A 26056-nucleotide genomic window follows, 5' to 3' on the forward strand; every position below is an offset into this window, starting at 1 on the left:
TCCGACAGAAGGCCGTCCACACCCTCCCGGTCGGTGGTGTGGTCGTCCGCGAACCGACGGTCACCCGTCGCATCCGGCACGTACTTCACACAGACGACGATCCTCAAGCTCATGAGTGGTTCTCCTGTCACGGTCGCACTGGTCGATGGCCTCACGTCATGCCGAGGGTACTGAGTGCCAAGTCCGGCCCGGCCGCGCCCCGAGCGCCGCAAGCGCCACCTGGACCGGCATACCGTGTCGGCGCTCTTCGACTGGTGTCAGAGGCTCCACCGAGAGAATACGGCACTCAGTACCCCTGGTAAAGGAACTCAGTACCCTTCCCCTCCTCCTGCGCTCGACACACCGGTCCGGCCGGCCCGGCAAACGGACACAAGGTTTCCGCAAGCACCCGCCAGATCCCGTCATGGAATCCGCCAGGCCGCACGGGGAACATCGGCAGCGGGGCTCACCGACGGCCCCGACCGGGATCAAGGAGGGGGATCGGAATGACCTTGGTGCACGGGGAACAGGACACCACGGCGACGAACGGGAGGCACGACACCACGACCTTGAGCAACAACGGCCCCTGGGCGACCCTGCCGGCCTGCAAGGAGGTGCTGGTGGTCGTCCACACAGTGGTCTACGCGAAGAGGCTCCACGACATCTACTCGCTGCTCGCTCCGGACCTGAGGGTCCACGTGCAGTTCACGGTGGCGCCGCACATGTTCAACGGGGGTGCGGCGGAACGGATCACGGCGCTGGGCGGCACCGTACTGTCCTGGGAGCAGGCGACCCGGCGCGAGTTCGATCTCGTGCTGGCCGCCGGCTCGCAGGGGCTGGAGCAGCTGCACGGCCCGGTCGTCCGCCTCCCGCACGGTGCGGGCAACATCAAGCTGTCCCGGCGGCATGGCCCGGACGGAGAGCGGACGGCCATCGGACTCGGCCCCGACTACCTGTACTGGGAGGGCCGACTCATCCCGACCGCGTACGCGTTGGCCCATGAGGAGGAACTGCTCGAACTCAGCCGCGGCTGCCCGGAGGCCGTACCGATCGCCGAGGTGATCGGCGACCCGTGCTACGACCGGATCGCCGCGGCGCTGCCGCACCGCGACCGCTACCGCGCCGCGCTGGGACTGAGCCCCGACGAGAAGCTGGTACTGGTCTCCTCCACCTGGGGGGAGGGCTCGCTCTTCACCCGGCTCGACACCGTCCTGCCCAGGTTGACGGCGGAACTTCCCCGGCACCGGTACCGGGCCGCCCTGCTCGTCCACCCGAATGTCTCGGCCATGCACAGCCCGTGGCAGGTCCGGTCCTGGGCGACGGCCACTGCCCGCGGGGCCGTCACGGTGATCCCACCGGAGACGGACTGGCGACCGCTGCTGATCGCTGCGGACTTCGTCATCGGCGATCACGGCTCGGTCACCCTGTACGGTGCGATGACCGGCGCCCCCGTCCTGCTCGCGGAGTACCCGCACCGCCACGTCAACCCGCGTTCGCCGGCCGCCCAGCTCGCCCGCACCGCACCCGCCCTCGTCCCCGGGCACCCGCTCTCCGAGCAACTCGCCTACACCGCCGAGCAGTACCGGCCGGAGGACTATGCCGCCATCGCCGCCCGGATCAGCTCCGAACCCGGCCGTTTCGACCGCAACGCCCGTCGCATGTTGTACCGCTTGCTCGGTCTCGGCCAGCCCGCGCACAGTCCGGAACCCGCAGTGCTCCCGCTGCCCGACCCCCTCGACGCGGCCACGGCACCCGACTCCCGGCGGGCCGGATGACCGCCACTCTGCACACCGTGCGGTTCGTGCCGGTCGGCGGCTCGCCGCCGACGGCCGACCGGGCCGCCACCCGGTTCGAAGCCCAGGTGAGTTCACACGCCGGTGTCCGCCACGGGTCGCTGACCGCCCGCCGGCCGTCCGGGGCCCACCCCGGCCGTCCCTGCCCCGGCTTCGTGGACGAGCACCTCGCACTCGACCTGACCGAGCCCGAGGGCTTCCGCTGGCGCCGTCACGCCGATGTGCTCCATGTCGGGCTCCTCCCGGCGGCGGACCTCATCGCGCGGCTCGCGGAGGTGCTGTCCGCGCACCCCGGCTGTGCGGTGACCACCGCCGAACACCGGGCGGGGACGGTGCTGATCCTCGCGCGGACCGGCTCGCGGCTCATCGTGCGACCGGCCCGCGGTACCCAGAACCCCAGCACGCCCGCTCCGTCGCTGACCCTCGGCTCTCTGGCCCACGCCTGGCTGGCCGCCGGCCGGACCCTGGCCGACGTCACCGGGATCAACGCCGCCGGGCGCCACTCCCCCGAGTCGGCGCAGCCCTGGCTCAGCCTCCCGCGTCGCCGGGTCGGGGGGTGACGGCGGAGTCGACACCGTACGCGGCGAGGCGGCCGGCCAGTCTGGCCGCCTCGGCCGCGGCACCGACCTCCTGGTAGCGGGCCAGCGACTGCTCGAACCGGGTACGCGCGGCGGCCGGACGGCCACGCCACTCCTCGACCTCACCCGCGAACTCCAGCGTCCGGGCCTCCCAGTGCACCGACAGCCGGGCCCGGAAGCCCGTGAGGGCCTCCCCGATGCAGGCCTCGGCCCGGCCGAACGCGCCCAGCCGCCCGTGTGCCAACCCCAGGAAGGCCATCGCCCGGGCCGCCTCGTAGTCGTCCCTGATCGAGGACAGCTCGTGGTGCGCCCGCTCGATCGGGCCGACCGCCTCCACCGCCCTGTCGGCGGTCAGCAGCACTTCGCCGTACGCCAGCCGCGCCAGCGCGGAACCCCGCACGTAGTCCTCGGATTCCCGAAGGTGGACCACCTGCCGCAGGCAGTCGGCGGCCTCGTCCAGCCGACCGGCCACCCGATGAGTCTGACTGAGCCCGTACAGCGCATCGGCCTGGGCCAGAGGGTGAGCCAACTCCCTCGCCAGATCGAGTGCTTCGGTGAACCACTGCGCTGCCTCCGCCGACTCGCCCGCGTTCCGCAAACCGTTCCCACCAGAGGTGAGCATGCGCAGCTCGCCGAGCCGATCGCCGTCCGCCCGTGCCGCCCGAAGGCCGACCCGATGGGCCTCGACCCACAGTCGCGCCGGGCGCAGCCGGAGGAACAACGGCCACATGGCGTCGGCCAGTTGCCAGGCAGCGGCATTCCGGCCGCGCTCCGCCGACCATCGCAGGACGTCCGCGAGACGGTCGCGTTCCTGGTCGAGCCAGCCCAGTGCTTGCGCATCGTCCTCGAACTCCCTGGCGGGATGGACCGATCGGCCGCAGTAGTCGCGGGCGAGCGTGCGGTGACTCGGGGAGACGATCGCCTCGGCGGCCGTGGCCGAGGCCAGATACCAGTCCACGATCCGGTCCGCCGCGGCACACCCCGTCGACGCGTCCCGCAGCCGGGCGCCGCACGCCCGGGCGTGCAGCCGCACCAGGTCGTGGAAGTGGAACCGGCCGGGCCCCACCTCCTCCAACAGGTGCACGTCGATCAACCCGTCGAGCAGATGATCCGCGGCGATCAGATCCACGTCCGCCACCACGGCTGCCACCTCCAAGGTGAACTCGGCGAAGGGCAGCAGACCCAGCAGCCCGTAGAGCCGGGCCGCATCCGCATCCAGCACCTCGCAGGAGGCGTCCAACAGATCCTGCACGGTCTCACCCTCAACGTTCAGTGTCGCGAGTCGCTCCGTGCCACGCCCCAGCACCTCGGCGGTCACCGCGAGCGACTGCACCGGACGGGCCGCGATGCGCGCAGCCGCCAGACAGATCGCGAGCGGCAACCCGGCACAGGCGTCCACCACCTCGGCTGCGGCGGCGCTCTCGTCAGCCACGCGGCGCTCGCCGACCCGCTCGGCGAGGATCTCGGTCGACGCCTCCCGGGCGAGCAGCCCCAGCGGGCGGAACACCGCCCCGTCTATCCCCAGCCCGGTGAGGCGGCGCCGGCTGGTCACCACGACCACCGCGTGGTCCGACCCCGGCAGGAGCGGCCGGACCTGAGCGGCCGTCGACGCGTTGTCCAGCAGCACCGCGATACGGCGATCCGCCGCCAGCGAGCGCCAGAGCGCCGTAGCCTCCTCCAGGCTGCCGGGTACCGGTGTGATCCCGAAGGCCCGGAGGAACGCTCCGAGCGCCTCGGCCGGATCCGCCGGCCCACCCGGCGCATAGCCACGGAGGTCCGCGTACAGCTGGCCGTCCGGAAAGCGTCCGGCGAGGCCTCGAAGCCACTGCGCGGCCAGCGCGGTCTTCCCCACCCCCGCCGGCCCGGTCACCACGACGGTGACGTCCATCGTGGCCCCCTCCTCTGCGGCCAGCGACCGGTCCAGCGCCGCGAGGTCGTCTGCCCGTCCGATCAACCGCTTCGGACAGCGCGGGAGTTGTCGAGGGGTCGGCAGGCCGGGCGCGTGCAGATGCAGTCCTCCGTGAATCGTTCCGGCCTGCACGACGGAGCCCGCCACGCCTCCGGCCCCGCCCAGCGAGTTCCGCACCACGCCTTGTGGCAGGTTGAAGTCGTCGCTCACCGGCGACCACCGATCACGGTCGATGCTGTCACTGGCTCCCCCTGGCCTCGGACGGCGCATCAGCGCGGCCTTACCATATGACGTTCAGTCAAGCAGAGACTATTCCTGAAGCCTTCATTGCGAAAGACCACCGTGGTATGGCCCATACCCTCGAAGGCATGCCATGCTCACCCGCGACACGGCAAGCTGGTAGCCAACCGGCGGGGGGCGTCGAAATGCAGTTCCATCTCCTGGGCTCAGTTGAACTTTCGGTAAACGGTGAGCCATTGGCGATCCACTCCGACAAACGACGACAGTTGCTGGCCGCCCTCGCACTCGAGGTCGGAAGACCGCTGTCCCACGCATCGCTCGTGTACCGCCTGTGGGACGAGGAACCGCCGCCGAGCGCGCTGACGAGCTTGTACAGCCACGTCTCCCACCTGCGTGCACTCTTGAGACGGGCCGCCCGGACCCCGGGGGCGCACACCGCCGGAGACGCACCCGCGATCAGCACCAGATCGCACACGTACACCCTCCGGGCCGACCCCCACCTGATTGACTGGCACCAATATCTCGACCTCTCCCGGCAGGCCAGACTCCTCACCGAGAACCGCCAGGACCACCAGGCCAGAACCGTGCTGAGCCGCGCCATGGAGCTCTGGCGTGGCGAGCCCCTCGCCGGCCTGCCCGGCCAGTGGGCCCGGAACACCCGCACTCTCATGGCGGACCAACACCTCACCACCAGGTTGCTGCGGATCGAGGTCGACCTCCGGCTCGGCCGCCACCCGGCGCTGGTCCCCGAGCTCACCGCCCTCCACGAGGAGCGCCCCACCGACGAGCGCATCGCCAGCCACCTCATGACCGCGCTCTACGCCGTGGGCCGCCAGGCCGACGCGCTGGCCGTCTACCCCGCCGTCGTCCGGCGGCTCCGCGCCCGGCTCGCCACCGAGCCCGGCGAACCACTCACCCGGCTGCACCACCTCATGCTGCGCGGCGAGCCACTGCCCGACTCGGCGGGTCGCACGGAGGCCGCCCCACCACCGGAACCCGCCGCCTCACGGGTCGCACCCGCCCACCTGCCCGGACGCCACCAGCTGATCGGCCGAAGAGAGGACCTCCGCCGCGTCCTCCCCTACTCCGACAACGGACCCTCCAGCGGCGGTGTCGTGACCGTCTCCGCCATCCTCGGCATGCCGGGGGTCGGTAAGACCACACTGGCCCTGCACGCCGCCGATCTGATGCGCGGGCACTTTCCCGACGGATACGTCTACCTGAACCTGCGCGCACATGTCGGCAGCCAGCTGCCGTTCTCCCCCGAGGGCGCCGGCACGGTACTGCTGCGCCGCCTCGGCGTACCCGCCACCACTATCCCGCTCGACGCCGACGAGATCTTCACACTCTGCACCGAGGCGCTGTCCTCCCGCCGGGCCGTCGTCATCCTCGACGACGCGTCGAGCGCGGCTCAGATACGACCGCTGCTGCCGCCCGCCCCGGCCGCGCTGATCATCGTCACCAGTCGGCAAAGGCTCGCCGAACTCCCGGGCGCACGACCGGTGTTCCTCGACGTCCTGCCCGTGGACGACGCCGTGGCCCTGTTCACGAGCGTGGTAGGTCCGGAGCGCGCGAACGACCGCGGCAACATCGTCGAGATCGTGAACCGCTGCGGCCTGCTACCGCTCGCCATCGAGCTCGCCGCCAGTCGCTTCAAGGCCCGCCCGTCCTGGACCCTCGACCATCTGGCTCGACGCCTCGCTCGCAGGACCGGTCGCCTCGCCGAAATCCACAACGGCACGGACAGCATCGCGAGAGCCTTCGAGGTCTCCTACCAGTACCTTTCGGCGAGTCAACGATCGGCCTTCCGGCTGCTCGGGCTGTACCCGGGGCCGGACTTCGGCTTGCACGCGGCAGCGGCACTACTCGGACGACCCCTCGACGAAACGGACCAGGTCCTTGAGGCCTTGCTGAATGGAAACCTGCTTCAGGAGATCGCCCCAGAGCGATATCAACTCCATGATCTACTCAGGGAGTTCGCCGTCGCACTGGGATCGGAAGAGGAGCAACGAGTAGCGGCGATCCGTCGAATGCTCCACTACACCCTGCAGGCCGCCGATCTCGCGGACCGCGTGCTCTATCCACACCGGTCAAGGATCCCCCTCCCGGAGAACGATCAACTCGATCACCCGGCCGACCTGTTGGTCGATCTTGAATTGAACTCTCTGGATTTGGCCAGGAGTTGGTTTGAGGATGAGCACGCGAGCCTGGTCGCCATGGTCACGTGCGCCCACCGCACCGGACTGCCCGAGATCGGCGCCTGGCTCTCCCATGTCCTGGCGGGCCACCTGGACGCCGAGGCGTACTGGAGCGAGGCCCGCGATATGCATCAGGCCGCCGCGGCGTTCTGGCGGTCGCGGGCGAACGACCGGCATGAGGCACGAGCGCTGATCGACTTGGGCGCGACGCTCGCCAACGCCTCCCACTACCCGCCTGCCGTCGAGGCCCTCGAACGAGGACTCGCCCTCGCCCGCAGCGAGGGCGACGCAGACGCGACTGCGGACGCCCTCGGCTTTCTCGGGCGACTGTTGTGGAACCAGAGCCAGCTCTACGAGTCTCTGGCACTCCAGGAGGAGGTGCTGAGCATCCGGCGAGAGACAGGCGACCAGTGGAACGCCGCACGATGCCTTGCCAATATCGGCATCGTGCACCGCTCCATGGGAGATATAGAACTCGCTCTGACGGCTTACGAAAATGCTCTTCCGCTGGCCCGGAAGTTCAATGACAGAATTTTCGAGCTGCGCATCCTCAACAATATCGGAGACCTTCACCTCACCTCTGGAAACAGCGCAGCCGCGCGCGACACGTTCGAACGCATCCTGCACATCGGACGAGGTTCCATCTCCCAATTCGATCTGTCCGTCGTGCACGTCAACCTGGCCGCCACCCTGAGAATTCCAGAAGAACTCGACTACGCCCTCACACTCTACCGATCGGCGCTGGAAACCTTCCGATCGGTCGGCAGCGTCCGCTACGAGGCGGACGCCCTCAACGGCCTCGGCACCACCTTCCTGGCCGCCGGCCGGCACCAGGACGCGCGCGACCAGTACGCCGTCGCCCGCGAGCTGGCACGGTCCATCGGTACTGCCCGAGAAGAGGCAGCAGCCCTGCGCGGCTTGGGCCAGTGCGAGGAGGCACTCGGCCACACAGACGCCGCCATCGAGCATCTGGCGGCGGCGATCGAGCTGGCCGAACAGGTCCACATCGCCGACGAGGCATCCCGGGCCCGCACCGTACTTGCCGAGCTTCAGGCCCGTTCCACCTGAAGCTCCGGAAGCCCGTTCGCGAGACTCTCCGACGGGCGTGGATCGAATGGACTATCGATTCTCAAACTCCAGTTTGGATCTTGGCTCACTCTCTGGTACATATTTCCCAGCGTCGGCAGGATCGCCGGCAGACAACCCCGTACCGGAAGAGCAACCACCAATATGGAAATGTGCATGTCGATAGCTCGAGGCATCATCATCGGCGAGATTCCGATTTGGTGCCTGCTAGGCCTGTAGCACGACGGCCGCCTCTCCCGTGTAAACCCGGAAAGTCAGCGACTCCTGCAGGTAGAGCTGCACGGTTTCGGCGTCGTGGGAGAGGTATCCGATGGCCAGGTCCCGGCCGAGGACGAGTTCGAAGTCTCCGCCCCTGGCGGACAGCAGGAAGGCGCCCTCGATGGCGGGGGCCCAGATGATGTCGCCGTCGAGGAGGCGGGCGAGGTGGTTGTGGACGGGGTAGCCGTGGTCACTGGTCTCGTTGACGGCGGTGAAGGCGTCCGCGCCGAGGAGGAGGGAGTAGGGTCCCCCGACGCCGGCCAGCCGGAGGGCGGTGAGGGCGCGGCTGACGGCCTCGGGGTACTCGCGGACGTCCTCGGGGAGTTGGACCGGCGGGTTGGTGGAGCCGGCCCGGATGCCCTCGATGGCGGCGGCGCGGTAGCCCTCGAAGACGGCTCGGTCCTCGGCGAGGGCGATGGTGCGGGCGGCGTCCTTCACGGGCTGCCAGTCGGAGTCGCGGGAGCCCCGCTCGACGTCGTCGACGGCGTCACGGCGGACGGTGAAGGGGACGCGCAGCTCGACCACCGGCTGCGCGGCGCGGGCGCGGGCCCGGACGCCGTCGGCGGGCGGTTCGATGCCGGTCAGGTGGCCAGTGCCGACCGCGGCGAGGGTGGCGTCCTCGGGGCCGTGCAGGTCGACCACGCGGCGGCCGGCGATGTGGAGCTTGAAGGTCTGGCGGGCCTCCTCCTCGATCTCCGCCCAGGCGGCGGCGGAGATGGGGGCGAGGTCGCGGTGCAGGTTGTCCATGGCGTGGGTCCTTGTCGGGAGGTCCTGCTCAGGTGGTGCGGCGGAGACTGCCGATGCCGAGGGAGCCGGTCGCGGGTGAGACGGTCGGCGGCGCGGGTGGAGCACTCGGCGGCCCGGGCGGGTCGCCCGGCGCGGTCGGCGGGGCGTCGAGGAAGTCGGCGGTCGGGACGAAGAACAGCGACCCGGTGACGGCGGTGGAGAAGTCGAGCAGCCGGTCGGTGGTGCCGGGCGGGCGGCCGACGAACATGTTGCGCAGCATCTCCTCGGTCACCTCCGGGTCGCGTGCGTAGCCGATGAAGTAGGTGCCGTACTCGCCGCCGCGCTCGAAGGAGCCGAACGGCATGTTGAAGCGGACGATCTTCCGCTCCTCGCCGTCCGGCCCGGTCAGGGTGTTGAGCGCGACGTGCGAGTCGGCGGGCTTGACGGCGTCGGCGAACTCGATGTCGGTGAGCTTGGTGCGACCGACCGCCCGTTCCTGGTCCTCGACGCTCAGTGCGTTCCACTTGTCCAGCTCGTGCAGGTACTTCTGGACGATGACGTAGCTGCCGCCGGCGAAGGCCGGGTCCTCCTCCCCCACCACGGCGGCGGCCACGGCGGCCCGGCCCTCGGGGTTCTCGGTGCCGTCGACGAAGCCGAGCAGGTCCCGGTCGTCGAAGTACTGGAAGCCCTGGACGGAGTCGACCACGGTGGCCGCCCCGGCGAGCCGGTCGGTGATCCGGGTGGCGAGTTCGAAGCACAGATCCATCCGGGCGGCGCGCAGGTGCAGCAGCAGGTCGCCGGGGGTGGCCGGGGCCCGGTGGCGGGCGCCGGCCACCTCCTGGAAGGGGTGCAGGCCGGCCGGCCTGGGCCCGTCGAAGAGGCGGTCCCACACGTCCGAGCCGATGCCGGTGACGCAGGTGAGGCCTCCTTCGGGGGCCCGGAAGCCGACCGCGCGGCGCAGCCCGGCGAGGTCGGGCAGCAGGTCGCGGACGGCGTCCTCGCCGCCGGGCTCGACGGTGAGGACCAGGAAGACGGCCGCGCTGGTCAGCGGGGAGAGTACGGCTTGCGGTTCGGCCTGCATGGTTCCGGTCCTCCTCAGGACGCCCGGGAGGCTTCCCACTCGGTGCGGTGTTCGGCGAAGATCTGCCTGAGGTGGTGGCCGATCTTCGGGAAGTCGAGGTCGTCGAGGTCGTCGAGGTTGGCGGGCGAGCGGATGAACCGGGCGCGGGCGCCGTCCTCGCCGTCCGCGTCGACGCTGACGTGTCGGCCGTCGATCAGCAGGGCGACGATCAACGTGCCGCAGATTCCGTCGAGTTGGACCGGTCCGACGCGCAGCCTGCCGACCGGGTAGCCGAGTGCCGGGCAGCCGAACGGCGCGAGGACGGGGTTCTGCCGCAGCAGGTTCACGACGGGCGCCCCCGCCGGGGCGGGGGTGCGCCGAAGGAGTGATGGACCAGCGGACATCTGATCATGCGTACGATTACATCGCATAGCGGACAATTCGGCACGGGCAACACTCACCCGAACGGCCCCCTCGGCCGCAGCTCCCGAGGGCACCGTTCGAGGGACCGCGAGCCGTGCGCCCCGGGGAACGCCGAAGGGGCGGGCGCGCCGTCACGCACCCACCCCTTCCGTCCGCGCGGCTCAGGCCCGCAGGGCCGCCAGCTGCTCGGCGAACGGCACCACCTGCTCGGGCAGCGCCGGCGCCGCCGGGCCGCGGCCGGCCAGCAGGGCCGCCAGCTCGCCCGCCGCACGGTCGATCCGGCCCGGGAGGCCGCCGGTGAGCCCGTCCCCCGCCGCGCCCCAGTCGTCGGTGGCCGCGTAGACGGCGGTCGGCACCACCACCGCGCGCAGGTAGCTGAACAGCGGCCGGACGGCGTGCTCCAGGGCGAGGGAGTGCCGGGGCGTGCCACCGGTGGCGGCGATCAGCACCGGCTTGCCGGTGAGCGCGTCGTGGTCGACCAGGTCGAAGAAGGACTTGAACAGGCCGCTGTAGGAGGCGGTGAAGATCGGCGTCACCGCGATCACCGCGTCCGCCCCGGTCACCGCCTCGATCGCCGCGCGCAGCGCGGCGCCGGGGAAACCGGTGACGAAGTTGTTGGCGATCTCCGTTGCCAGGTCTCGCAGTTCGACCACCGTGACGTCGATCTGCCGCCCGCCGTCGGACAGTTGCCGGACGGTCGACTCGGTGAGGCGGTCGGCCAGCAGCCGGGTCGAGGACGGCTTGCTCAGCCCGGCGCTCACCACCACCAGTCGGAACACGGTCACTTGGCCACCTCCACGGACTCCTCGGTACGGGCCGCGACCCGCGCGGCGTGCGTCGGCCCGTCCGGCACCCCGGCCGGGCGGTTCCTGGCGAACTCCTCGCGCAGCACCGGCACGACCTGCTCGCCGAGCAGGTCCAGCTGCTCCAGCACGGTCTTCAGCGGCAGGCCGGCGTGGTCCATCAGGAACAGCTGGCGCTGGTAGTCGCCGAAGGACTCGCGGAAGGTCAGCGTCTTCTCGATCACCTCCTGCGGGCTGCCCACCGTCAGCGGGGTCTGCTCGGTGAACTCCTCCAGCGAGGGCCCGTGCCCGTACACCGGGGCGTTGTCGAAGTACGGACGGAACTCCCGCACCGCGTCCTGCGAGTTCTTCCGCATGAACACCTGCCCGCCGAGGCCGACGTACGCCTGCTCGGGCGTGCCGTGGCCGTAGTGGGCGTAGCGCTCGCGGTAGAGGTCGACCAGCTTCTGGAAGTGCTCCTTGGGCCAGAAGATGTTGTTCGCGAAGAAGCCGTCCCCGTAGTAGGCGGCCTGCTCGGCGATCTCGGGCGAGCGGATCGAGCCGTGCCAGACGAACGGCGCGACGCCGTCCAGCGGGCGCGGGGTGGAGGTGAAGGACTGCAGCGGGGTGCGGAAGCGGCCCTGCCAGTCCACGACCTCCTCGCGCCACAACTGGTGCAGCAGCGCGTAGTTCTCGACCGCGAGCGGGATGCCCTGGCGGATGTCCTTGCCGAACCACGGGTAGACCGGGCCGGTGTTGCCGCGGCCCATCATCAGGTCCACCCGGCCGTCGGCGAGGTGCTGGAGCATCGCGAAGTCCTCGGCGATCTTCACCGGGTCGTTGGTGGTGATCAGCGTGGTGGAGGTGGAGAGGATGATGCGCTCGGTCTGCGCCGCGATGTAGCCGAGCATGGTCGTCGGCGAGGACGGCACGAACGGCGGATTGTGGTGCTCACCGGTCGCGAAGACGTCCAGGCCGACCTCCTCCGCCTTGCGCGCGATGGCCACCATGGCCTTGATCCGCTCGTGCTCGCTCGGGGTGCGGCCGGTGGTCGGGTCGGGGGTGACGTCACCGACGGTGAAGATTCCGAACTGCATGCTGCTCACCACACTCCAGGTCGGCCCCGGGTTTCGGGGCTCTCGTGGCCCCCGGGGCAGATCGTCAAACTTTCAACCACCTTAGCACCCGGGTGCGAATCGTTATTCCCGCCGACACTTGAGGGAGGAGCTCCGAAAGGGCGGCGAACCGATGGCGGCGTACATCGCGGTGAGCGCGCTGAGCCACGAGGGCCTGGTGCGGGAGCACAACGAGGACAGCCTCACGGTCGGACCGTGGACACTCTGCGCCACCGTGACCGGCAACCCGCAGACCCTGCTCTTCCCGCTCGGCCCGCCCTGCGTGGTCGCCGTGGCGGACGGCCTGGGCGGCCACCCCGGCGGCGAGGTCGCCAGCGCGCTGGTGGCCCGCCGGCTGGCCGCCGACGGCGCCGGCCTGGACGGCGAGGAAGCCGTCCGGGAGGAGCTGCAGGACTGCAACCGGGCGGTGTTCGCGGCCGCGGCCGGTGAGCCCGAGCTGGCCGCGATGGGCACCACGGTGGCCGGCCTGGTGCTGATGCCCGGCCAGGCGGTGGTCTTCAACGTGGGCGACAGCCGGGTCTACCAGGTCGCCCCGGACGGGCTGCGCCGGGTGAGCGTGGACGACAGCCCGCCGCTGCCGCCCGGACGGCACACCACCTCGGTGGTCACCCAGACCCTGGGCGGCTCGCTCGGGCCGACCTTCGTCGAGCCGCACGTGCGCACCGTGCCGCTGGCCGCCGGCGACCGCTACCTGGTGTGCAGCGACGGCCTGACCGACCCGGTGCCGGAGGAGGAGCTGGCCCAGCTGCTCGCCCGCCCGCACGACGGCACCGACCGCGCCGACGGGAAGGCCGCGTTCGAGCTGTGGAAGGCGGCGATCGAGGCGGGCGGGCCGGACAACATCACCCTGGCGCTGGTCCGGATCGACGAGTAGCCGCCCGGCGCACCCGGGTCCGGCCCTGCCCGGTGGCCTTGAGCACGGCCCCGGACCCACCTCATCGGCCCCGGGCACGGCCCTGGATCCACCTCATCGGCCAAGGGCACGGCCCCGGGCCCACCTCTCCTCGACCCCGGGCGCGGACCCGCCCCGGCGGGGCGCCGAAGCGCTCCGCCGGGGCGGTCACCTGTCCGTGTTCGGTCGCTCGAAAGGCGGCCGGTCAGAGTTCGCTCGTGACGCTCACCCCGCTGAAGCCCTGCTGGGCGTAGAGGCTGAAGTAGACGTAGCCGGCCGGCGGGTTGGTGATCGTCAGGGTCTCGGAGTTGTCCGGACCCGTCGAGTGCGCCGTGTTGGCGTTGGTGTACGCCCAGCCGGCCGGGTTGTAGTAGAGGTCGCCGTTGCCGGTGCCGCCGCTGCTGGTGATCTTCACCTGCTTGGTGCCGGCCGGCACCAGGAGGTAGAAGTGCGCGTAGTTGCCGGTGGTCGCCGCGAGGTTGCTGCGGGCGCAGTTGGCGTCCAGCTTGCGGATGTCGGTGCCGGCGCACTCCGGCAGCTGCGGCTGGGTGGGCGTGCCGCCCCCGTCGGCGCAGGCACCGCTGGCGCACTTGGTCAGCCAGCTGTCGAAGTCGGCGTCGTAGCGGGTGCCGATGGTGGTCTTGAGCAGGGTGCGGGCGCCGTTCCAGTCACCCGCGCGGTACTTGGCGAGGATGGCGTCCATGTCGCCGCGGTGCTGCTCCAGCATGTAGCGGACGGCGAGGTAGCCCCAGCGGTAGACCCGGTCCTGGTCACCGTAGGCGGTGTCGAAGAGGTCGCTCAGCTTGTAGGTGTGCCGGGCGGCCGCCGCGATGGCGCCGTCGTTGGTCACCTTGCGGTACGAGTAGGAGATGTACTCGGCGAAGCCCTCGACCCACCAGACGGTCGGGGTGGTCATGCCGGCGTTGAAGTCGCCGTACATGTCGAACCGGCCGTCGAGGTAGTGGGTGTACTCGTGGTTGAGGTTCCAGATCTCGAACGACGGGCGGGCCCACTCGGCCTCGTAGCAGAGGAAGCGCGGCTGGTTGCCGGCCTTGGCCGGGTCGCCCTCCAGGTACATGCCGCCGTTGTTGGTGTCGATGCCGTAGATGGCCGCGGCCAGCACCTGGTAGTCCAGGGAGGAGTGGAAGACCACGACCTCGATCGTGGTGTTGTTGTCGTCCTTGACCGGGCCGTTGTCGCGGACCACCGAGTGGAAGTACGCGTCCTGGCCGGTCAGGCTGGTGCAGGCGGTGCCCAGCTGGGTGTTGTCCAGCGTCTGGGCGATCAGCTTGATGCTCGGGCTGCAGGTGTAGTTGACCGTCAGCACGCCCGCCTTGAGCTGGTCGGCGGCGTTGCAGGTGCCGTAGTAGGCGCAGTTGGCGGCGTCGTAGTAGCCGACCGCGTCCGCGACCGCGGCCCACTGGTAGACGGTGCGCCCGTTCGGCGCGGACTGCGCGACCAGCGCCTTGGCGAGCGGACGGACCTTGGCCTGGAGCGCCGTGTCCTTCAGGAAGCGGGTCAGCTCCTTGGCGCCGTTGTAGACCAGCACGCCGAAGTCGCCGCCGAGCTGGTCGTTGTTGCGGGTCACGAAGCCGGACAGCGCGTCCAGCACACTCGGGTCGGCCTCGACGGCCGCGTCGAAGCCGGTCACCTGGTGGCCGCGGAACAGCACCGTGAAGACCGGGTTCACTGCCCAGGCCATGCCGGCCGGGTTCCAGGTGGCGCTGCTGTAGTCGTTCAGCAGCTGCTTGACCACCGAGAGGTAGCGGATGTTCTCCTGCGCGCTGTCGATCAGGGTGACGGCCTCGCCCAGGATGGGTGCGTTGCCCGCGGCGACGTCCCGCACGTGCGCGCTGCCGAAGAAGGCGTCCAGCCCGGAACGGATCGCCGTCTGGAGGGCGGTGCCGTAGGTGCCGACGTCGTCCTTGTGGTACCACTGCGCGAAGTACCCGGCGCGCAGGTAGAGCACCAGCTGGTGGACGGACGTGCTGTCGTCGCCCGGGTAGGCACCCGCCGCGTCGCGCAGCGCATACGCCACGGTGGTCATCTGCTCCTCGCGGAACGCGCCCCGCGCGTCCGCGCCGGTGAGCTGGAAGAGCCCGTTGATGCACTGGATGTCGGCGGCCTTGATGTGCTGGACCAGGTCGCCGCCCGTCCGGCCGGTGAAGTCGCCGATGTTGCAGGGCTGTGCGGCCGCCGCGCCGAGGGAGAAGGCCTTGGCGGTCGGCCGGGCCTCGGCCGGCCGGGTGTCGAGCGGGAGCGGGGCGCGCTGGTCGGCAGAGGCGAACTGCCGGTCGGTGTGGCCGCGCTCGGGGGCGCCGACGGCGGGCTGCGGCGCCGGTCCGGCGGGGGTGGTGGGGGCGGACGCGCCGCCGGGGGCGGCGGCGGGGGCGGCCTTGCTCTGCGGGGCGAACAGGCCGATCGTCAGGAACATGGTCAGGGCGAGTATTAACAGCCTTGCCAGCTGCGGGAGTCGCAGCAGACGCGCGGAACTCACGTGGGGGCCTCCGGGCCGTCGTCGGCCGCATTGGGGGTGCGGCCGGTGGGGTGGTGAGGACCGTTGGCGACGGCGCCGCGTGGGGCGGTTCCGTCGTACGCACGGTGGGGGGTGTGACATGTACCATGGCACACATCACATGACGTTGGATAGCCCCGCTCCTGTGAGCGATTCGCGGGGGAACGGCGCAGGGGCCGTGCTGGCGAATCGCCACCACGGCCCCTGCGCTCGGGAGTTGACGCCCCGCTCGACTACTTCCGGAGCAGCAGGATGACGCCGGCCGTCACCAGGCCGACCAGCACCGCCGCCGCGCCGTACGCCAGCCGGTGCGCGCGCAGCACCGGCAGGAAGCGGTCCATGGCGTAGCGGCCCGGGCCGGTCAGGGCGAGCGCGGCGGCGGCCGCCGTGAGCAGCAGCTCGTACTCACTGCCCTTCGGGGCGAAGAAGCCGCCGCCCCAGGTGACGGCGATCGCGTTGACCATCGTGCCGACGATCGCGGCGCCCGCCAGCGGGGTCAACAGGCCGACGGCGAGGGCGAGTCCGCCGAGCGCCTCGGTGAGGCCGGCGACCACGGCCATGATGTTGCCCGCCGGGTAGCCGCTCATGGTGAAGAACTGACCGGTGCCGTCGATCCCGCCGCCGCCGAACCAGCCGAACAGCTTCTGGCTGCCGTGCGCGGCCATGGTCAGGCCGAGGGCCAGGCGCAGGAGCAGGAGTCCGGCGTCGTAGGCGTGCGGGGAGGTCGTCGCGGACCCGGGGGTCGCCCGGCCCGGGAGGACGGTGGTGGTGGGGGCGGTCGTGCTCGGGCTGCTGCTCGGCATGCGCGTCTCCATCGATCGGAATCGGTCGTAGGGGTGTGGTGGCGCGGCCGGGCGGGGTCGCCCGCAGCTGTTGTTCAAATTTGAACCGGCCGCTCCTCGACCGTACCTCGGAGTTCGAATGTGAACAACTGACGGGTCGTAGGCGACTCGCGGGCCGGGCCCCGCCCGGGGCAGGGTGGAGACATGGCTCAACGCAGGCAACACCAGCGGGCCGCGGAACCCGGCACGCCCTACCCCGAAGCCCTCGCCGCCTTCGGCGAACGCGTCCGGCTGATCGCCCCCGACCAGTGGGACGCCCCCACGCCGTGCGCCGACTGGTCCGTCCGCGACCTCGTCAACCACCTCACCGGCGAACAGCTGTGGATCCCCGAGCTGCTGACGGGCGCCACCATCTCCGAGGTCGGCAGCCGCTTCGACGGCGACGTCCTCGGCGACGACCCGGTCGCCGCCTGGACCGGCGCCGCCGACGCCGCCCGGGAGGCCTTCGCCGTCCCCGGCGCCACCGCGCTCACCGTCCACCTCTCCTTCGGGAGCGTCTCCGGCCAGTACTACCTGGACCAGCTCACCACCGACCTCGTCATCCACGCCTGGGACCTGGCCAAGGGCATCGGGCGCCGCACCCGGCTCCCGGCACGGCTCGTCGACTTCGCCCTGGGCGAGTTCGCCGGCTACGGGGACCTCTCCGGCAGCGGCCTGTTCGACCCGCCCCTGCCGGTCGCCGACGACGCCGATCCGCAGACCCGCATGCTCGCCCTCACCGGGCGGCACGACCGGCCCTGACCTGCGGCTTCCCCTCACGGGCCGCCCCGCCTGGCACGGCGGGGCCGCCCCACCACCCACCGGGTACGCCGGCCGACGCCGGATACTGGAAGGAGCGGGGGCCGTATTCCGTGCGAGAGGCGGGCCCGCCATGAACCGCAGGCCGGACATCCTCGGCGAGTTCACCGCCGACCACCGGGCGGTCACCGAGCTGCTCGACCAGGTCGAGCGGGCGCCCGCCGGCAGCGCCGAGCGCGCCGACCTGCTGACCCGGCTGACCGACCTGCTGTTCACCCACTGCGCGGCCGAGGAGGAGCACCTCTTCCCGCTCGTGCAGCACGACGCGCCGGACGGCGGGGCGCTGGTGTTCGGCAGCATCCACGAGCACCTGGCGATCGGGCAGTACCTCTCCGACCTGCAGGGACTCGCCCCGGCCGACCCGGCCTTCGACACCCTGCTGCGCGGCCTCGCCGACACCCTCCGGCGGCACCTCGCCGACGAGGAGAAGCGGCTCTTCCCGGCCGCCCGCAAGGCCGTGCCCGCCGCCGCCCGAGCGGCGCTCGGCGACCGGCTGCGGGCCGAACGCGCGGAAACCGCGGATGCCGGGGAAGCCGGGACGGTCGGGGAGTCCGGCGAAGCTCCGAAAGCCGCCGAGAGTGCGGAGAGTGCCGGGAGTGCCGAGAGTGCCGAGGCGGGGCCGTGAGCGTCAGTTCTTCGGGCTGATCAGCGCGAACCGGCCACCCTCCCGGTCCCGCAACCGGGCCACCCGCCCGTACGGGGAGTCGAAGGCGGGACCCAGCACCGAACCGCCCAGCTCCACGGCCCGGGCGAGCGCCCGGTCGGCGTCCGGGACGGCGAAGGACACCTCCCAGTGCGGCGACAGCCCCGCCGCACCGCCCGCCTGCTCCCGCGCCAGCGCCGCGACGCTGTGCCCCTCCGCCCGCAGCACCACCCGGTCGTGCTCCCAGCGGACGTCGAACCGCTCCGGGTCCCGGCCGTCCCAACGGAACACCTGGCCGTAGAACAGCGCCGCCGCGAACGGGTCCGGCGTGCGCAGCTCGATCCACACCGGCGCGCCCGGCAGGTCCAGCCGCCGGGCCCGGCCCAGCGGGCCCTCCCAGATACCGAACACCGCCCCGGCCGGGTCCGCCGCGAAGGCGACCCGGTCGGCGTCGAAGGTCAGCGGGCCCACCGCCAGGGTCCCGCCGCGCTCGCGCACCGCGTCGGCGGCGGCGTCCGCGCTCTCCGTCCCGAAGTAGCTGGTCCACGCCACCGGCATCGCCCAGTCATTGCCCGCGAGCCCCAGCCCGGCCACCGCCTCCCCGCCGGTCACCGCGTGCACGTACGGACCGAAGCGGTCCGCCCCCGGCTCGAACTCCCAACCGAGCAGCGGCCCGTAGAACGCCTTCGCCCCCTCCAGATCCCGGGCCGTCAGGCTCACCCAGCACGGAACGGCCGCCACGCAGCGCACCTTGGCGGTCTCACCGCTGCCCATCGCGGACCTCCTCGCCACCCGGCCGCCGGGCCCCTCCCGACTCCCACGGCCCACCGGCCGCCCGGGACGCCCTCAGCCTAGGCCGACAGGCGTAGCGCCCACCGGGAGGCATGGCCGGGACCAGCGCACCCAGTTCTTCGGCGGCTCGGTGTCCAACGAGATCCCCACCGGCTCGGGCCGGTGGACCGTCCTGCCGAACGGGAGGATCCGGGCGCTCCGGTAGCGCACGCCGTCGGGCTGGAGGGCAACCTCGACCCGGCCGGCACCGGCGAAACCGACATGTGACCCACGTCACAGCGGAAGCCGAAATTTCCGGGGACGGAATCCCCGTTTGCTCTTTCGTAGGCACAAGCGGGGAGAACTTCCCCGGTATCCTGAAGGAGCAGTCGCCGTGACCACCGCCGCCACCGAGCCGGTCCGTCCCGTGGAGACCGTCCGCGCGCCCAAGCTGCGCGCCGACGCGACCCGCAACCGGGAACGGATCGTCCTGGCGGCCCGCGACGCCTTCGTCGAACACGGCCCGGACGTGCCGCTGGACGAGATCGCGAAGCGGGCCGGGGTCGGCAACGCCACGCTGTACCGGAACTTCCCGGACCGCGCGGCGCTGATCCACGAGGTGGCACTGCTCGTCAAGAACCGCATCCTCGCCCTCGCCGAGACGGCGACGGCGGAGGCGGACACTCCTGACGGCAGCGGTCCGTTCGACGCTCTGCAGCGGTTCGCGCACGCGACCGTCGCGGAGAAGGTCGGCGCGCTCTGCCCGCTGTTCACCAACCACGTCGACCCCTTCGACGCGGACCTCGCCGAAACCCGCGAACGCCTGACGACCGCCGTGAGCGGCCTGATGGAACGCGCCCGGGCGGCGGGTGAGCTACGGTCGGACGTCGACCACGGTGACCTGTTCATCGCGATCAGCCAGCTGGCCCGGCCGCTGCCGGGGACCTCCTGCCAGCTGCTCGACGACTTCGTCCACCGGCACCTGCAGTTGCTCCTGGACGGCCTGCGCGCGCCGGCCCGTTCGGTCCTGCCCGGCCGGGCCGCGACCTTCGAGGACCTCCGACCCCACCACTGACCGACCACCGGCACCACCACTGACCGACCCGCCCTCCTGACCGCCCGGAGCACCGACCCCGAGCACCGACTCGGACGCACCGGCCAGCACGCCGGACGCAGCGCCGGCCCGCCAGGAGCCGATCCCGCACGCCCACGCACCGACGCCCCGTACGGCGACCAGCCGTCCCCGTACGGCGATTGACCGATCTCGCACACCACGCACCCCGAAGTGAGCACCTCCATGCCTGAAACCGACGCCCGACCGGCGACACTGCCCGATCCCCGGCGCTGGAAGGCGCTGATATTCATCGGCCTCGCCCAGCTGATGGTCGTCCTGGACGCCACCATCGTGAACATCGCCCTGCCGTCCGCCCAGAAGGACCTGGGCATCTCCGACGGCAACCGCCAGTGGGTGATCACGGCCTACGCGCTGGCATTCGGCGGCCTGCTGCTGTTCGGCGGCCGGATCGCGGACCTCTGGGGCCGCAAGCGGACCTTCGTGGTCGGCCTGACCGGCTTCGCGCTCGCCTCCGCGCTCGGCGGCGCCGCGGCCAACACCGCGATGCTGCTCGGCGCCCGTGCCCTGCAGGGCGTGTTCGGCGCGCTGCTCGCGCCGGCCGCGCTGTCGCTGCTCGCCGTGACCTTCACCGAGGCCAGGGAGCGCGCCAAGGCCTTCGGCATCTACGGCGCGATCGCCGGTGGCGGTGGCGCGATCGGTCTGATCCTCGGCGGCCTGCTGACCGAGTACATGAACTGGCGCTGGACCTTCTTCGTCAACGTTCCGTTCGCCATCGTCGCCGCCGCGGGCGCCGTCCTGGTGATCCGCGAGCCCGCCGCGGGCCGCAACCGCAACCGGCTGGACGTCCCCGGCGTGCTGCTGGTGACCACCGGCCTGGTCTCCCTGGTGTACGGCTTCACCCGCGCCGAGTCCAACGGCTGGACGGCCGGGAGCACGCTGGCGCTGTTCGTCGCGGCCGCCGTGCTGCTGACCGCCTTCGTCCTGGTGGAGCTCAGGGTCAAGGCCCCGCTGCTGCCGCTGCGCGTGGTGCTGGACCGCAACCGCGGCGGGGTGTACCTGTCGCTCGGCCTGGCCGTGATCGGCATGTTCGGCCTGTTCCTGTTCCTGACCTACTACCTGCAGATCGTGCGCGGCTACAGCCCGGTGCTGACCGGTGTGGCGTTCCTGCCGATGGTGGCGGGCATGATCACCGGCTCGACCCAGATCGGCGCCCGGCTGATGACCCGCGTCCCGGCGCGCTTCCTGATGGCCCCCGGCTTCCTGGTCGCCTCGATCGGCATGCTGCTGCTGAGCAACATCGGCCTGGACACCTCCTACCCGATGCTGATCCTGCCCGGCCTGGTCCTGATGGGCCTCGGCATGGGCACCGCGTTCATGCCGGCCATGAGCCTGGCCACGCACGGCGTCCAGCCGCGCGACGCGGGGGTGGCCTCCGCGATGGTCAACACCTCGCAGCAGGTCGGCGGCGCCATCGGCACCGCGCTGCTGAACACCATCGCGGCCAGCGCCACCACGAGCTGGCTGGCCTCGCACGCGACCGCCGCGGCCGCCGCATCGCCGCAGGCCGCCCAGGCGCTGCAGTTCCAGGGCATGGTGCACGGCTTCACGACCGCGATCTGGGTGTCCTTCGGGATCCTAGTGGCGGCCTCCGCGATCGCCTTCACCCTCATCAACGCCGGTCGCCCCGACGCGACGGCGGGCTCGGGTGCCGGGGCGGCGAAGAGCGACGAGGTGCCGGTGCTGGTGCACTGACGCCTGCGGGTTACTCGGGTGCGTACGCGGCCCGTCCGGTGTCCTGGGACACCGGACGGGCCGTTCGCCGTTCCGGGGCACTCGCCGTTCCGGGACGGGGCCGGGTCCGGGTCCGGGCACATCGCCGTCGGGATCACAGCCACCCCGGGGTAGAAGCGGGGATCACCCCCCGATTATGGTGGCCTCAGTGAAAACGGGGAATGATCCCCGCTTCCTTTAGACCGAGGTGCGTGCACATGACCGGGAATCAGAGCCCAGGGCGGGGGCGGCGGGCCGCCGACTGGGCGGACGGCCGACTGGGGATCCACACCCTGGCCAGGGCCAACCTGCGCAAGATCTTCCCGGACCACTGGTCCTTCATGTTGGGCGAGATCTGCCTGTACACCTTCCTGATCATCATCCTGACCGGCGTCTGGCTGACCCTGTTCTTCAAGCCCTCCATGGGCGAGGTGATCTACGCCGGCTCGTACGTCCCGCTCAAGGGCGTGCCCATGTCGCAGGCCTACGCCTCGACCGTGGACATCAGCTTCGAGGTCCGCGGCGGTCTGCTGATCCGGCAGATCCACCACTGGGCGGCGCTGGTCTTCGTCGCCGCGATGTTCGTGCACATGATGCGGGTGTTCTTCACCGGCGCGTTCCGCAAGCCGCGCGAGGTCAACTGGGTCTTCGGCTTCCTGCTGCTGTTCCTGGGCCTGTTGGACGGCTTCTTCGGCTACTCGCTCCCGGACGACCTGCTGTCGGGCACCGGCATCCGGTTCGTCGAGGGCGTGGTGCTGGCGCTGCCGCTGGTCGGCACCTACGTCCAGATGTTCCTGTTCGGCGGGGAGTTCCCCGGGCACGACATCGTCCCGAGGTTCTTCACCATCCACGTGCTGCTCGTCCCCGGCATCATGCTCGGGCTGCTGGTCGCGCACCTGATCCTGGTCTTCTACCACAAGCACACCCAGTGGGCCGGGCCCGGGAGGACCGAGAAGAACGTCGTCGGCATGCCCCTGATGCCGGTCTATATGGCCAAGGCCGGCGGGTTCTTCTTCCTGGTCTTCGGCATCGTCGCGCTGATGGCGGCCGTCGCCACCATCAACCCGATCTGGGCGTACGGCCCCTACCGCCCCGACCAGGTCTCCACGGACGCGCAGCCCGACTGGTACATGGGCTTCGCCGAGGGCCTGATCCGGGTGATGCCCGGCTGGGAGGTCGGGCTCTGGGGGCACACCCTCAACCTCGGCGTGCTGATCCCGTTCACGCTGTTCCCGGTGATCCTGGGCGCGATCGCGGTCTACCCGTTCATCGAGGGCTGGGTGACCAACGACCAACGTGAACACCACCTGCTGGACCGGCCGCGCAACGCGCCCGTCCGCACCGCGCTCGGCGCCGCCTGGATCAGCCTCTACCTGGTGATGCTGGCCGGCGGCGGCAACGACCTCATCGCCACCCATCTGCACCTGTCGCTCAACGCGATCACCTACGCGGTGCGGATCGGCTTCTTCGTCGTCCCGGTGGCCGTCTTCGTCATCGCCAAGCGCTGGTGCCTGGGCCTCCAGCGTCGCGACCGTGACCAGGTGCTGCACGGGCGCGAGACCGGCGTCATCAAACGCCTGCCGCACGGCGAGTTCGCCGAGGTGCACGCCGGGCTCGCGCCCGCCGAACTGCACCGGCTCACGGCACACGAGCAGCCCCGCCCCCTCGAACTGCGGGCCCCGGTCGACGAGAATGGAGTCGCCCACCCCGCAGGTGTGCTCACCCGCACGCGTGCGAGGCTGTCCCGCGGATTCCACGGCGAGCACGCCCGGATCGCCAAGCCCACCGCCGAGGAGTACCGCGAGATCACCGAGGGCCACGGGCACTGACCTGCGGTCCCGGCCCCCCACGCCAGAGGGAGGACATCGTGCACGACCGAACCGACCAGCTCGCCGACAGCAGATACCTCCTGCTCACCACCTTCGACGAGGACGGCAGGCGGCAGGACTCACAGATCTGGGTGGTGCCCGACGGCACCGCGCTCGGCATCTGGACGCCCGCCCACTCCGGCGAGGCCGAACGGATCCGGCGCCGCCCCCGGGTGCTGGTCGGCCCCTGCGACGCCCACGGACGCCCGACCGGGCGCAGCGTGCCGGCCCACGCACGGCTCTGCGACCCGGACGCGACGGCCCGCTACCGCACCTCGCTGATCAACAAGTACGGCCTGACGGCGCTGATCGCGCTGGCCCGCAGCCGGTTCCGGGTCGGGCTGGCCGGGACGGTCGGCATCCGGATCACGCTCAACGAGCTGGAGCAGCGGCTGGTCGGGCCGGAGTGGCGGCTGCCGACGACGTACTGCGTCAACTGAGGTCAACTGAGCCCGTCGAGTGCCGGGAGCCGGATGCGGCCGGCCCCGGCACTCGGCGTCGCAGCGGTTTCGGTCCGAGCCCGTCGTCCGGCTCAGAGCCCGTCGTCCGGTGCCTTCGCCAGGTCGTCGGGTTCGCACGCCTCCCGTCCGGTCGCCAGGTGCACGACCTTGATCGTCCGGTCGGGGCCGCCGGGCACGACCCGCTGCTCGTGCCCGCAGCGCGGGCAGATCAGCGGGATGCGCGGGCGGTACGACTCCCGTCCGGCGGGGCCGTCCGAGTGCGGGGCGGTCACGTCAGTGGGTGGGTCGGGACCGGGCTGACCTCCTGGATCTCGCCGTGGGCCTTGGTGAGCAGCTGCGAGGCCAGGTCGTTGAGCGCCCGGGCCCCCGCGATCTCCTCGCCCACCCGCAGCTGTTCCGGGTCCGACGGGTGGCGGCTGCTGTAGCCGTGGGCCCGGAGTTCGCTGCCGTCCCGGAGCCTGAGCATGGCCGCGGCGGTCGTCCGCGGGCCGTCCTCCCGAAACTCCATCTCGATGTGCCAACCGACCAGCGTCTGCATGGCGGATCACCTCCATCGGTTACTCCTCCAGAGTGCGCCGCACCCACCGTGAACACCAGAGCAGGCGCAGCCGCCTGAGGAAACCGCAGCTGCCCCCGGCTGCACAGAGTCACCGCGTCCGGCGAAACCGCATGGCCGTACGCCCGCCCGGTCCGGCATGATCCTCCGGTGACGGTGGACACGGCGGTACGGCGGATCGCGGACAGCAACGGCGTGAAGGGCCTTCGGGACTTCCGGCCGCCGACCGCACATTGGGCCGGGGAGCAGCGGTGACCAGCTTTCTGACACACCGGGCGCTCGTGCACGACGGGCGGCTCGCCCCGCAGCGGCGGCTCCACGCCCTGCGGACCTGTCTGACCTGCTTCGCGCCCTACGGCTTCCGGGCCACCTACCACCACCTCACGCTCAGTGCCCGGATGCCCCGGCTGCTGGAGGCGGACCCGGACTCGCTGGTGCGGGCGGTGGAGGAGCTGCACGAGGCGCGGGTGCTGTGGCTGGCCCGGGCGGCGGAGTACGCGGCGCAGCGGCGGGCGGAGAAGCGGGCCGGGCGGCGGAGGCCACCGGAGCCGGTGTGGTGGGACCGCCCCTGGTGGGGCTCGGCGGACTCGACCTGGCGGCTCGACCCCTTCGTGCACCCGCCGCTGCGGCTGCCCGACTACGTCCGGCGGCAGAACGCGCTGCTGGACGGCGCCGAGTTGCCCGGCTGCCCGGCCTGCGGGGACGAGGGGCCGGCGGTGTCGCGCCCGACCGGACACGGCCGGGCCGAGCTCTGCCGGACCTGCGCGCGGGTGCTGCGGCCGTGCCCGTGCGGGCGGTGGCACAGCTTCGAGCCGGCCATGCGGGTCGGCTGGCGCGGGATCTGGCAGCGGGAGCACCTGACCGGCGAGGGCACGCCGAACCCGCGCTGGCCCGGCGTGCAGGGGCCGGCCCGGATCGAGCGACTGGAGGCGTACGAGGTTCACCCGGACCTCGATCCGGCGGTGTGACACAGGCATGGCGGCGCGCCGGGACGGCGACCGGCCGGCCGGTCAACCAGCCCTGGACGACCGCGAGTTGAATGGCCGTCCGGCTGCCCCGGGGTTCGCCGTCCACGCCGATGGCGGCCCGGGCGCCGGCGCCCGGGCCGTGACGCCGAACTGCTCAGCGGCGGCCACGACGGAGGGCGTGCCCCCGGTGGTGAGCACCGCGGCCGTGCCGGCGGCGCCGGCCCCGCCGGCGTGGCGTCGGAATACCCCGTCGAGGCGCGCGGTTGTCGCGGGCACATGATCTGTGGCGTCACCTCCGGAAGGGAAGGAATCGCGAGATGAGCAGCACGGTCGAGCTGACCAAGGAGAACTTCGACGACATCGTCCCCGGCCCGGAGGGCAAGGACTTCGTCTTCATCGACTTCTGGGCCGGGTGGTGCGGGCCGTGCCGCCAGTTCGCCCCGGTCTACGAGAAGGCGGCCGAGCGCCACTCGGACCTCGTCTTCACCAAGGTGGACACCGAGGCGCAGCAGGAGCTGGCCTCCGCGTTCGGGATCCAGTCGATCCCGACGCTGGCGATCGTCCGTGAGGGCGTGCTCGTCTTCTCGCAGGCCGGCGCACTGCCGGAGGCGGTGTTCGAGGACCTGATCGGCCAGGCCAGGGAGCTGGACATGGTCGAGGTGAAGCGCAGGGTGGCGCAGGAGCAGGCGGCCGAGGGCCAGGCCTGAGCCAGCCGGCTCCAGGGCCCGC

General features: G+C 71.6%; 23 protein-coding genes and 1 pseudogene. 12 read left to right on the forward strand and 12 right to left on the reverse strand.

Going from position 1 to position 26056, the window contains the following annotated elements; all coding sequences use genetic code 11:
- Positions 1-113: pseudogene (locus P3T27_RS02955) on the reverse strand (electron transfer flavoprotein subunit beta); the annotation flags it as partial.
- Positions 114-485: 372 nt separating this feature from the next.
- On the opposite strand from P3T27_RS02955, the gene P3T27_RS02960 reads away from it, so the two are divergent.
- Together P3T27_RS02960 and P3T27_RS02965 are read left to right on the forward strand one after the other, a co-directional pair.
- Positions 486-1754 (forward strand): hypothetical protein, encoded by a 1269-nt coding sequence (locus P3T27_RS02960; RefSeq protein ID WP_280674124.1) that lies wholly within the window; start codon positions 486-488, stop codon positions 1752-1754.
- Positions 1751-2332 carry a hypothetical protein gene (locus tag P3T27_RS02965; RefSeq protein WP_280674125.1) on the forward strand — a complete coding sequence of 194 codons (582 nt, stop codon included), beginning with the start codon at positions 1751-1753 and terminating at the stop codon, positions 2330-2332. Before P3T27_RS02960 ends, P3T27_RS02965 begins: the two co-directional genes overlap by 4 nt.
- Here the strand turns inward: P3T27_RS02965 and P3T27_RS02970 are convergent.
- Positions 2301-4238, reverse strand: coding sequence for an ATP-binding protein (locus P3T27_RS02970; protein WP_280674126.1), 1938 nt, complete (start codon positions 4236-4238; stop codon positions 2301-2303). The genes P3T27_RS02965 and P3T27_RS02970 overlap by 32 nt on opposite strands.
- Before the next feature lie 446 nt (positions 4239-4684).
- Here P3T27_RS02970 and P3T27_RS02975 point away from each other — a divergent pair, with 446 nt between their 5' ends.
- Complete coding sequence (locus P3T27_RS02975) at positions 4685-7765, forward strand: tetratricopeptide repeat protein (RefSeq protein WP_280674127.1); 3081 nt, start codon at positions 4685-4687, stop codon at positions 7763-7765.
- 225 nt (positions 7766-7990) lie between these two features.
- Here the strand turns inward: P3T27_RS02975 and P3T27_RS02980 are convergent, their stop codons facing one another.
- The 5 genes from P3T27_RS02980 to P3T27_RS03000 form a co-directional block, all read right to left on the reverse strand.
- Positions 7991-8788, reverse strand: coding sequence for a family 1 encapsulin nanocompartment shell protein (locus P3T27_RS02980; protein WP_280674128.1), 798 nt, complete (start codon positions 8786-8788; stop codon positions 7991-7993).
- Between the two features lie 28 nt (positions 8789-8816).
- Positions 8817-9848 (reverse strand): Dyp-type peroxidase, encoded by a 1032-nt coding sequence (locus P3T27_RS02985; RefSeq protein ID WP_280674129.1) that lies wholly within the window; start codon positions 9846-9848, stop codon positions 8817-8819.
- Positions 9849-9862: 14 nt separating this feature from the next.
- Complete coding sequence (locus P3T27_RS02990; RefSeq protein WP_280674772.1) at positions 9863-10174, reverse strand: hypothetical protein; 312 nt, start codon at positions 10172-10174, stop codon at positions 9863-9865.
- Between the two features lie 237 nt (positions 10175-10411).
- Positions 10412-11035, reverse strand: a complete 624-nt coding sequence (locus P3T27_RS02995; protein ID WP_280674130.1) for an FMN reductase — start codon at positions 11033-11035, stop codon at positions 10412-10414.
- Positions 11032-12129, reverse strand: a complete 1098-nt coding sequence (locus P3T27_RS03000; protein WP_280674131.1) for an LLM class flavin-dependent oxidoreductase — start codon at positions 12127-12129, stop codon at positions 11032-11034. Before P3T27_RS03000 ends, P3T27_RS02995 begins: the two co-directional genes overlap by 4 nt.
- A 151-nt stretch (positions 12130-12280) precedes the next feature.
- Between P3T27_RS03000 and P3T27_RS03005 the strand changes: the two genes are divergently transcribed.
- Positions 12281-13042: a protein phosphatase 2C domain-containing protein gene (locus tag P3T27_RS03005; RefSeq protein ID WP_280674132.1), complete on the forward strand. Its 762-nt coding sequence runs from the start codon at positions 12281-12283 to the stop codon at positions 13040-13042.
- 223 nt (positions 13043-13265) lie between these two features.
- Here the strand turns inward: P3T27_RS03005 and P3T27_RS03010 are convergent, their stop codons facing one another.
- Both P3T27_RS03010 and P3T27_RS03015 read right to left on the reverse strand, forming a co-directional pair.
- Positions 13266-15494, reverse strand: a complete 2229-nt coding sequence (locus P3T27_RS03010; protein ID WP_280674133.1) for a M9 family metallopeptidase — start codon at positions 15492-15494, stop codon at positions 13266-13268.
- A 314-nt stretch (positions 15495-15808) separates the two neighbouring features.
- Positions 15809-16378, reverse strand: coding sequence for a DoxX family protein (locus P3T27_RS03015; RefSeq protein ID WP_280674134.1), 570 nt, complete (start codon positions 16376-16378; stop codon positions 15809-15811).
- Between the two features lie 183 nt (positions 16379-16561).
- Between P3T27_RS03015 and P3T27_RS03020 the strand changes: the two genes are divergently transcribed.
- Both P3T27_RS03020 and P3T27_RS03025 read left to right on the forward strand, forming a co-directional pair.
- Positions 16562-17158, forward strand: coding sequence for a TIGR03086 family metal-binding protein (locus tag P3T27_RS03020; protein ID WP_280674135.1), 597 nt, complete (start codon positions 16562-16564; stop codon positions 17156-17158).
- A 130-nt stretch (positions 17159-17288) separates the two neighbouring features.
- Positions 17289-17840: a hemerythrin domain-containing protein gene (locus P3T27_RS03025; RefSeq protein ID WP_280674136.1), complete on the forward strand. Its 552-nt coding sequence runs from the start codon at positions 17289-17291 to the stop codon at positions 17838-17840.
- Positions 17841-17843: 3 nt separating this feature from the next.
- Here the strand turns inward: P3T27_RS03025 and P3T27_RS03030 are convergent, their stop codons facing one another.
- A complete protein-coding gene (locus P3T27_RS03030; protein ID WP_280674137.1) occupies positions 17844-18632 on the reverse strand; it encodes a VOC family protein in 789 nt (262 codons plus the stop codon).
- 391 nt (positions 18633-19023) lie between these two features.
- Between P3T27_RS03030 and P3T27_RS03035 the strand changes: the two genes are divergently transcribed.
- The 4 genes from P3T27_RS03035 (at position 19024) to P3T27_RS03050 (ending at position 23782) form a co-directional block, all read left to right on the forward strand.
- Positions 19024-19704, forward strand: coding sequence for a TetR/AcrR family transcriptional regulator (locus P3T27_RS03035; protein ID WP_280674138.1), 681 nt, complete (start codon positions 19024-19026; stop codon positions 19702-19704).
- Between the two features lie 222 nt (positions 19705-19926).
- Positions 19927-21456: an MFS transporter gene (locus P3T27_RS03040; protein WP_280674139.1), complete on the forward strand. Its 1530-nt coding sequence runs from the start codon at positions 19927-19929 to the stop codon at positions 21454-21456.
- Positions 21457-21692: 236 nt separating this feature from the next.
- Positions 21693-23303, forward strand: coding sequence for a cytochrome bc complex cytochrome b subunit (locus tag P3T27_RS03045; protein WP_280674140.1), 1611 nt, complete (start codon positions 21693-21695; stop codon positions 23301-23303).
- 38 nt (positions 23304-23341) lie between these two features.
- Positions 23342-23782, forward strand: coding sequence for a PPOX class F420-dependent oxidoreductase (locus P3T27_RS03050; protein ID WP_348534049.1), 441 nt, complete (start codon positions 23342-23344; stop codon positions 23780-23782).
- A 92-nt stretch (positions 23783-23874) separates the two neighbouring features.
- Here P3T27_RS03050 and P3T27_RS03055 read toward each other — a convergent pair whose 3' ends face one another.
- Together P3T27_RS03055 and P3T27_RS03060 are read right to left on the reverse strand one after the other, a co-directional pair.
- Positions 23875-24075 (reverse strand): hypothetical protein, encoded by a 201-nt coding sequence (locus P3T27_RS03055; RefSeq protein ID WP_280674141.1) that lies wholly within the window; start codon positions 24073-24075, stop codon positions 23875-23877.
- Positions 24072-24341 (reverse strand): DUF1876 domain-containing protein, encoded by a 270-nt coding sequence (locus tag P3T27_RS03060; protein ID WP_280674142.1) that lies wholly within the window; start codon positions 24339-24341, stop codon positions 24072-24074. The genes P3T27_RS03055 and P3T27_RS03060 overlap by 4 nt, the downstream gene beginning before the upstream one ends.
- Positions 24342-24610: 269 nt before the next feature.
- Between P3T27_RS03060 and P3T27_RS03065 the strand changes: the two genes are divergently transcribed.
- Both P3T27_RS03065 and P3T27_RS03070 read left to right on the forward strand, forming a co-directional pair.
- Entirely contained in the window at positions 24611-25327 is a 717-nt protein-coding gene (locus tag P3T27_RS03065) for a hypothetical protein (RefSeq protein WP_280674143.1), read from the forward strand.
- 281 nt (positions 25328-25608) lie between these two features.
- Complete coding sequence (locus P3T27_RS03070) at positions 25609-26034, forward strand: thioredoxin domain-containing protein (RefSeq protein ID WP_348534059.1); 426 nt, start codon at positions 25609-25611, stop codon at positions 26032-26034.
- Positions 26035-26056: the final 22 nt, after the last annotated feature.

The organism is Kitasatospora sp. MAA19, assembly GCF_029894125.1.
Lineage (GTDB): Bacteria > Actinomycetota > Actinomycetes > Streptomycetales > Streptomycetaceae > Kitasatospora.

Coding starts and splice junctions, on each gene's coding strand:
- P3T27_RS02960 (WP_280674124.1), top strand. CDS start 486: ATGACCTTGGTGCACGGGGAACAGGACACCACGGCGACGAACGGGAGG.
- P3T27_RS02965 (WP_280674125.1), top strand. CDS start 1,751: ATGACCGCCACTCTGCACACCGTGCGGTTCGTGCCGGTCGGCGGCTCG.
- P3T27_RS02970 (WP_280674126.1), bottom strand. CDS start 4,238: ATGGACGTCACCGTCGTGGTGACCGGGCCGGCGGGGGTGGGGAAGACC.
- P3T27_RS02975 (WP_280674127.1), top strand. CDS start 4,685: ATGCAGTTCCATCTCCTGGGCTCAGTTGAACTTTCGGTAAACGGTGAG.
- P3T27_RS02980 (WP_280674128.1), bottom strand. CDS start 8,788: ATGGACAACCTGCACCGCGACCTCGCCCCCATCTCCGCCGCCGCCTGG.
- P3T27_RS02985 (WP_280674129.1), bottom strand. CDS start 9,848: ATGCAGGCCGAACCGCAAGCCGTACTCTCCCCGCTGACCAGCGCGGCC.
- P3T27_RS03000 (WP_280674131.1), bottom strand. CDS start 12,129: ATGCAGTTCGGAATCTTCACCGTCGGTGACGTCACCCCCGACCCGACC.
- P3T27_RS03005 (WP_280674132.1), top strand. CDS start 12,281: ATGGCGGCGTACATCGCGGTGAGCGCGCTGAGCCACGAGGGCCTGGTG.
- P3T27_RS03010 (WP_280674133.1), bottom strand. CDS start 15,494: ATGTTCCTGACGATCGGCCTGTTCGCCCCGCAGAGCAAGGCCGCCCCC.
- P3T27_RS03015 (WP_280674134.1), bottom strand. CDS start 16,378: ATGCCGAGCAGCAGCCCGAGCACGACCGCCCCCACCACCACCGTCCTC.
- P3T27_RS03020 (WP_280674135.1), top strand. CDS start 16,562: ATGGCTCAACGCAGGCAACACCAGCGGGCCGCGGAACCCGGCACGCCC.
- P3T27_RS03025 (WP_280674136.1), top strand. CDS start 17,289: ATGAACCGCAGGCCGGACATCCTCGGCGAGTTCACCGCCGACCACCGG.
- P3T27_RS03030 (WP_280674137.1), bottom strand. CDS start 18,632: ATGGGCAGCGGTGAGACCGCCAAGGTGCGCTGCGTGGCGGCCGTTCCG.
- P3T27_RS03040 (WP_280674139.1), top strand. CDS start 19,927: ATGCCTGAAACCGACGCCCGACCGGCGACACTGCCCGATCCCCGGCGC.
- P3T27_RS03045 (WP_280674140.1), top strand. CDS start 21,693: ATGACCGGGAATCAGAGCCCAGGGCGGGGGCGGCGGGCCGCCGACTGG.
- P3T27_RS03060 (WP_280674142.1), bottom strand. CDS start 24,341: ATGCAGACGCTGGTCGGTTGGCACATCGAGATGGAGTTTCGGGAGGAC.